The organism is Candidatus Eisenbacteria bacterium, assembly GCA_016867495.1.
Taxonomy (GTDB): Bacteria; Eisenbacteria; RBG-16-71-46; order CAIMUX01; family VGJL01; genus VGJL01.
Genome location: VGJL01000172.1, coordinates 1 through 5569 on the forward strand (window position 1 = coordinate 1; position 5569 = coordinate 5569).

5 protein-coding genes are annotated in these 5569 nt (G+C 63.1%); 2 read left to right on the forward strand and 3 right to left on the reverse strand.

Annotated features, from left to right (window positions below; translation table 11 throughout):
• From FJY88_11525 to FJY88_11535, 3 genes are all read right to left on the reverse strand, one after another.
• Positions 1-332 (reverse strand): hypothetical protein (locus tag FJY88_11525; GenBank protein ID MBM3287962.1); only part of this gene is annotated, 332 nt, incomplete at its 3' end.
• A 522-nt stretch (positions 333-854) separates the two neighbouring features.
• Positions 855-1703 (reverse strand): hypothetical protein, encoded by an 849-nt coding sequence (locus tag FJY88_11530; protein ID MBM3287963.1) that lies wholly within the window; start codon positions 1701-1703, stop codon positions 855-857.
• Positions 1704-1724: 21 nt separating this feature from the next.
• Positions 1725-3407 carry a T9SS type A sorting domain-containing protein gene (locus FJY88_11535; GenBank protein MBM3287964.1) on the reverse strand — a complete coding sequence of 561 codons (1683 nt, stop codon included), beginning with the start codon at positions 3405-3407 and terminating at the stop codon, positions 1725-1727.
• A 609-nt stretch (positions 3408-4016) separates the two neighbouring features.
• Between FJY88_11535 and FJY88_11540 the strand changes: the two genes are divergently transcribed.
• Together FJY88_11540 and FJY88_11545 are read left to right on the forward strand one after the other, a co-directional pair.
• A complete protein-coding gene (locus FJY88_11540) occupies positions 4017-4595 on the forward strand; it encodes a porin family protein (protein ID MBM3287965.1) in 579 nt (192 codons plus the stop codon).
• A gap of 199 nt (positions 4596-4794) precedes the next feature.
• Positions 4795-5569 (forward strand): TIGR00159 family protein (locus FJY88_11545; protein MBM3287966.1); only part of this gene is annotated, 775 nt, incomplete at its 3' end.

Sequence of the window (5569 nt, forward strand, 5' to 3'; positions counted from 1 at the left end):
GGCGTCCCGGTCACCAACTCGATGTCGTCCACGTACCAACCCGAACTGACGTCCTCCCCACCACCACCGTAGTTGTGCGAATAGAAGTAGAACGCCACCTGAATGCGCTGCCCGGCATAGGCGGTGAGCTCCAATGACGGCCTCGTCCAGACCCCACTGCTGACACTCGTGTATGTGCCGCTGAGCTGCTGCCAGCTCCCGCCCTCCACCTGAATCTGCACGTACCCATAATCGTCCGTCGACATGCTGAACCAGTGCCAGAACCGCAACCGGGGACTCTCATGGGCGCCTGGCACCTGGAAGGACTCGATCCTGTACAGGCGTGTGCTCACACCATCCGAATAGTTGCCGGCCAGGATGGTCGCCGCGCAATTCACCCCGCCGTGGGCGGCCCCCGGACCGCTCGTTGGCTGCCCCGCCTCCCATGTCCCACTGCTAACAGCCCACCGGTCCGTCCATCCGGGAGACTCCCAGTCTTCCTCCCACAACGTGGTTGCGGCCGCTGTCGGGCAACTGATAGCAGCCAGCCCGATCACCGCCGGAACGAGAACAAGAATCCGTGACAGCATCCGACGCCCTGACCGCCACAGCCCTCCTGCAGGCTTGTCGCCCATCTTGATCCAAGTGCGTCCAGAATCCACGGCCAGCTCCTTTCCGTGCACAGTCATGACTCTCCATCCGGGCTCAGCCGATCAAGTCCCCAGCGTCCGCCAAGCGAACCCTGGGCCAAGGGGATACAGCCTGCCGCCTGCTCTACGCCTATCCGCGCGACTTCTCGCGAGGCCCGGCTCTGGTGGACCGACACTCCACTCTCCCGGATTGCAGTCCCGTCAGCGCATGCCGGCAGCGCATGATCACGGTTCGATCCAACCATCGATCAGGACCACACCGTCCATCGCCTCGGGGGGTCCGTCCTCCCGATAGCGGTAGATCCTGGACCACTCCCCCTCCACGAATTCCACAGTCGCGGGAGACGCCAGGGTTCCCCTGGGGAGAAACGTGATCCGCGCAAACGGTCCGCTCCCGGGAACCCCAGCAAAGCCATCCTGGATCGGCAGGACGGCGAGCAGCACCTCGCCCGCCTCATTGTCGTAGTCATCGTTGGCCACGTAGAGCGTCGCGCCTGTCTCTTTGAGGACATGACCGGCGATCTCGCTGATCTCGATGTCAGTCACCTCGACGAGATCGGGATCGAAGGACAGCTTGAAGACCCCCGAGTACATGTCGACGGCATTCGCGATCCACAGCTCGAGTGTGGTCGACGCCGGGGAACCCTGTGCCGAGGAGCGCGCCGAGGAGTGCGGGCTCAATCCCGCGACGGGCGCTGACTCGGCCAGAACGATCGTCCCACTGAGCTTCGAGGATTCGTTGCCACCAGTATCTCGGACCTTGGCATGGACTGTCTTGGAGCCATCCCCGGACGAAAGCTCGAACTGGATCTGCGCGGCGTAGCCACGCCACGCCGCACCTGTGAAGGACGGATTCTCGGCGATCAGGATCTCGCTAACGCCCTTGTCGTCGCTCGCGGACACCGCGAGGGTGACCGTTCGCGACAGCGTGTAGGGGCTCCCGCCCGCGATGACCAACGTACTCAAGACCGGCGGCGAGTCGGCATTCGTGCCCTTGTCGTCACCGCATCCTGGCTGACTCACCAGACTGAGAAGCACGATCAAACACATCACTACCGGAAACTTCTCACGCACAGGACACCTCCAAGGTCTGTGTTATCGAATCCACAGGAACCGACGCGAGTCGACTTCCCGGCCGCATCGTAAGTGAAGGAAGTAGACTCCCGAACCTAGCCGCGAAGCATCCGGCTGCCACGACAGGTCGTATTGCCCCCGGTCCTCGATTCCCTCTTTGAGCGCCGCTACCTGGCGTCCCGAGATATCGCATACGAGCAAAGCGACGGGACCCGCCCTGCCCACCCCATATACGATCCTCACCGGGCCTTTCGCGGGATTGGGGGTCACCTCCAGTATGGCCGTCCGTGATGCGCCAAGCAGTTCGCCCGCGAAGGGTCTATCTGAGACAAGGACGGTGAAGCTCCTGCTCCCGCCGAGGAGAACGAAGTCGAAGCCGCCCTCGGCGCGCATCTCGACTCCCCGCCCCGTCACGGGATCGACGAGGTACGGGTGCAGCTCCGGAGGAAGTCCGGCGAGACCATCCCACTCGAGGGAGGCCACTTCCTGCTTCCCCGAAACACGAATGGCCCACTCGTGGCTCGCCTCCTCCGGGGAGTCGTAGGCCCGCATGAACTCGGTCCAGGCGCGGTCTTCCTGGATGATCGCCACCGCGATTCCATCGTGGGGAAACGGCGGCTTCATGACATCCCAGGAGTCGACTTCAATGGCGCGCTCGCGCATGACTCCGACCTCCACGTGGTTGCCCCGAACACCGCCGGCTTGGACAGCAATCCTGATTGTCCATGCGGGCTCCCTGCGCGAACGGGAGAACGGAGACTCGAACTTCAAAACCGGCGGCGCAGGCCGGGCCACGAAGCCGGCCGGCGAAGCCGCTAGATTCGGAAACACCAAGCGGCAGGGCTGTCGGGCATAGAGCAAGTACCCTCCATCCCGGTTGGCGAGGGATTCCGTCTCCGGCCCGCCGTACTCGTAATCGCCATTGTTCACGAGATCGCCGGTCTCATCGACATACCACCAAACGGTGGGAGCGACATACTGGCTGGCAAGCGGACCGCCGAAATCAACCGTCGCCGCCTCCGTTCGAACGTCCACCTCAGACCACAGAAACGGGACGTCCAAAGAGGGAACTCCCACGCTACTGAATCCCTCGCTGAGGTTGATCTCGACTGTGTCGCACCACGCGGCTCCGCTCACGACAACAGGCATCGCCGCAGAGGCGGTGGCCAGCCAGTAGCCCCTTGCCGGCGTGACGACGGGATCCTCCTTAAGCCGGCCATCGATTAGGGCATATCCCAGCCAGGACCTCGATCCGGCAGCGCCCATCCCCCGGAGGGCATCGGAGAGCTTCGAGTCCCTCGGAAGAGAGAGGGGCAGAGAGTAGAGACCATACCGCCTCGCCCGCGGGGTCAGGGACACGCTGCGGGGCTCGTCTCCTCTGAGGACTTCGAGGGGGTCTATCGGCCACGAGACCGGGATGTTTGCGTTCGATGTATCCCTGAACGCGACCGACTCCACCCGGATGTCACTCGTCGGATCGCCTCCTGCTGGAGAGAGAAACACCTTCATGATGCTCCCGGAGCCCGAGACTCCCGGCGGGTCCCCCCCAAGAGCGACCTGCTCCACCTGGATCTCCCCCGACTCGTTGGAGTAGCTGCTCAGATCGGCTACGTGTCCGCCGTTGCGGCCGAGGAAGTCCCCCGTCGACAGCCTCGTGACGCGGATCCTGTCAGAATCGTAGAGGAGCTTGCCACGTACTCCCATCAGCTGCTCTGAGCACGTGACTCCAATCTCAAAGGAGTCCGGCTCCGAGAGAGTGCTGCTCGGGAGACAGATCTGATCAGGGGCTAAGAAGAACCTCGCCGTCGGATCCTCACCAGACGCCACACCCCTCGACAGCCCCATGGAAGCTGCCAACAACACAACCATGAGGAAAGAGCCTCGAAGCATCAGCAGTCTCCCCTTCTCTCCGTCGCCGCCTGCTCCCAAGAGCCGACGGATCGCCGTCATCGCCTCATCACCGTGTGAGTGGGCACGCAACCGTCGCTCAGATCCAAGGATGTCATTCAGGATGACGAGCGACCCCTTATACCGCGCCGCGCGCGGATATGTCAACCATGAGAACCCACGCGACAGACGGAGCGTCCGTATCCGCTCTCCACGGTCATCACCGCGCACGCACTACCCCTGCCCGCGCGCGTTCTCGTGACCTGCCAGCCCCACGACTTGACGATATGTCCCCAAGTTACATTCCTAGATGGCTTGACAGGCCCAGCGTGGTCACGATAACTTGGATCCTTCTGCCGTAGGTCGGGCGGTCAGTCGGAAGGGCGAGCCTGTCTCTACGATCCCGCATCTGTGGAGACTCCCGCCATGACCGACGAGCCTTGCAAGCGGCCTGGAAGGAAGCCAAGAGGAGGTGTCGAAATGACAAGGCTGGTTCTGGCTTTAGTTGCACTCGCAATGCTGATCGGTTGGCAAGCGCCACCGGCGCTCGCGCAGTCGAATGATGAGCCCCTACCGAAGGTCGGCCTCGGCGTTCAGTTCAGCTTCCCCGCGTGGGGGCTCAGCGGGAAGTTGAATCTCAACGAGCGAGTGACCGCTCAAGGCGTCTTTGGCCTGATCGGCGATCTGAGGATGTATGGCGGCCGGGTTCTCTACCACTTCAACCGCCGCGAGCAGTCCACCGTCTATGCGTTCGGCTCTCTAGGGGGCTTCTCCTACAAGGGCCTCCGCTTCAGGGACTCCGACGATCCCTTTGACTGGACTCTCGAGGAGACGACCGAGACGGTCATCGGAATGGGCGCCGGTCTCGGCGCGGAGTACTTCTTCAGTGGTCTGCCGGAAATCGGATGGAATCTAGAAGTGGGCTTCACCCACGTCGACTTCAAGGAGGTCGACTACAACTTCAGCTCCATCATGATCGGCGTCGGATCGCACTACTACTTCTGACCAGCGGACGAGGTGGATGATCGAGGATCTCAACCGGTGCGTCTCCGCGAGCCTAACTACCAAGCGGAGACGCACCTGGTCACAGACGCATACGACGATCGCCCCAGACACCTCCCGGCAGCCGTCGGTCACACGCCCACTAGCCACCCCCCTCGATGTCCGCTAGGATCCGCTCTGTATCCTCTCGGAGGACGCTCAGATGTCGATCAGCTCCCGACTCATCCTCGATCTCTTCGATGTCCTGATCGTCGCCTTCCTCTTCTATCGGATCCTACTGCTCGTGCGGGGAACGCGAGCGGTCCAGATGACGGTGGCGCTGGCCGGGCTCGCGATCCTCTCCGTCGCCGCCGAGTGGTTCCAGCTCGCGTCCCTCGACTGGCTCATGGGCAGCCTCAAGACCGTCTGGCTGATCGGCTTCCTGATCCTCTTCCAGCCGGAGCTGCGCAAGGGCCTCACCCAAGTCGGTCAGAATCCGCTCTTCAAGCAGTTGCTCCGCCTCGATGAGCCGGTGCGACTGGGCGAGATCCAGAAGGCCCTCGCGTCGATGAGCCAGAAGGGAATCGGCGGGATCGTCGTCATCGAGCGCAACGTGGGGCTTCGCTCCTACGTCGAGACGGGGACTCCTCTGGAAGCGGTCGTCTCGGCCGAGCTGATCGAGACGATCTTCACTCCCCCTTCGCCGCTTCACGACGGAGCGGTGATCGTGCGCGGCAACCAGATCGTCGCGGCAGGATGCATCCTGCCTCTCAGTCAGAATCCCTCTCTCGACCGCGCGCTCGGCACCCGCCATCGAGCGATCGTGGGCCTCTCGGAGGAGACCGACGCGATCGCGATCGCGGTCTCAGAGGAGTCGCGGAGGATCTCGGTCGCCGAGCGTGGACGGATCCACCGCCTTGAGGAGCCCGGAGAGTTACACAGCCACCTAGGCGAGCTGCTGAAGGGCGAGGACGCTGTAGGTGAGAAGCATCCGGTCG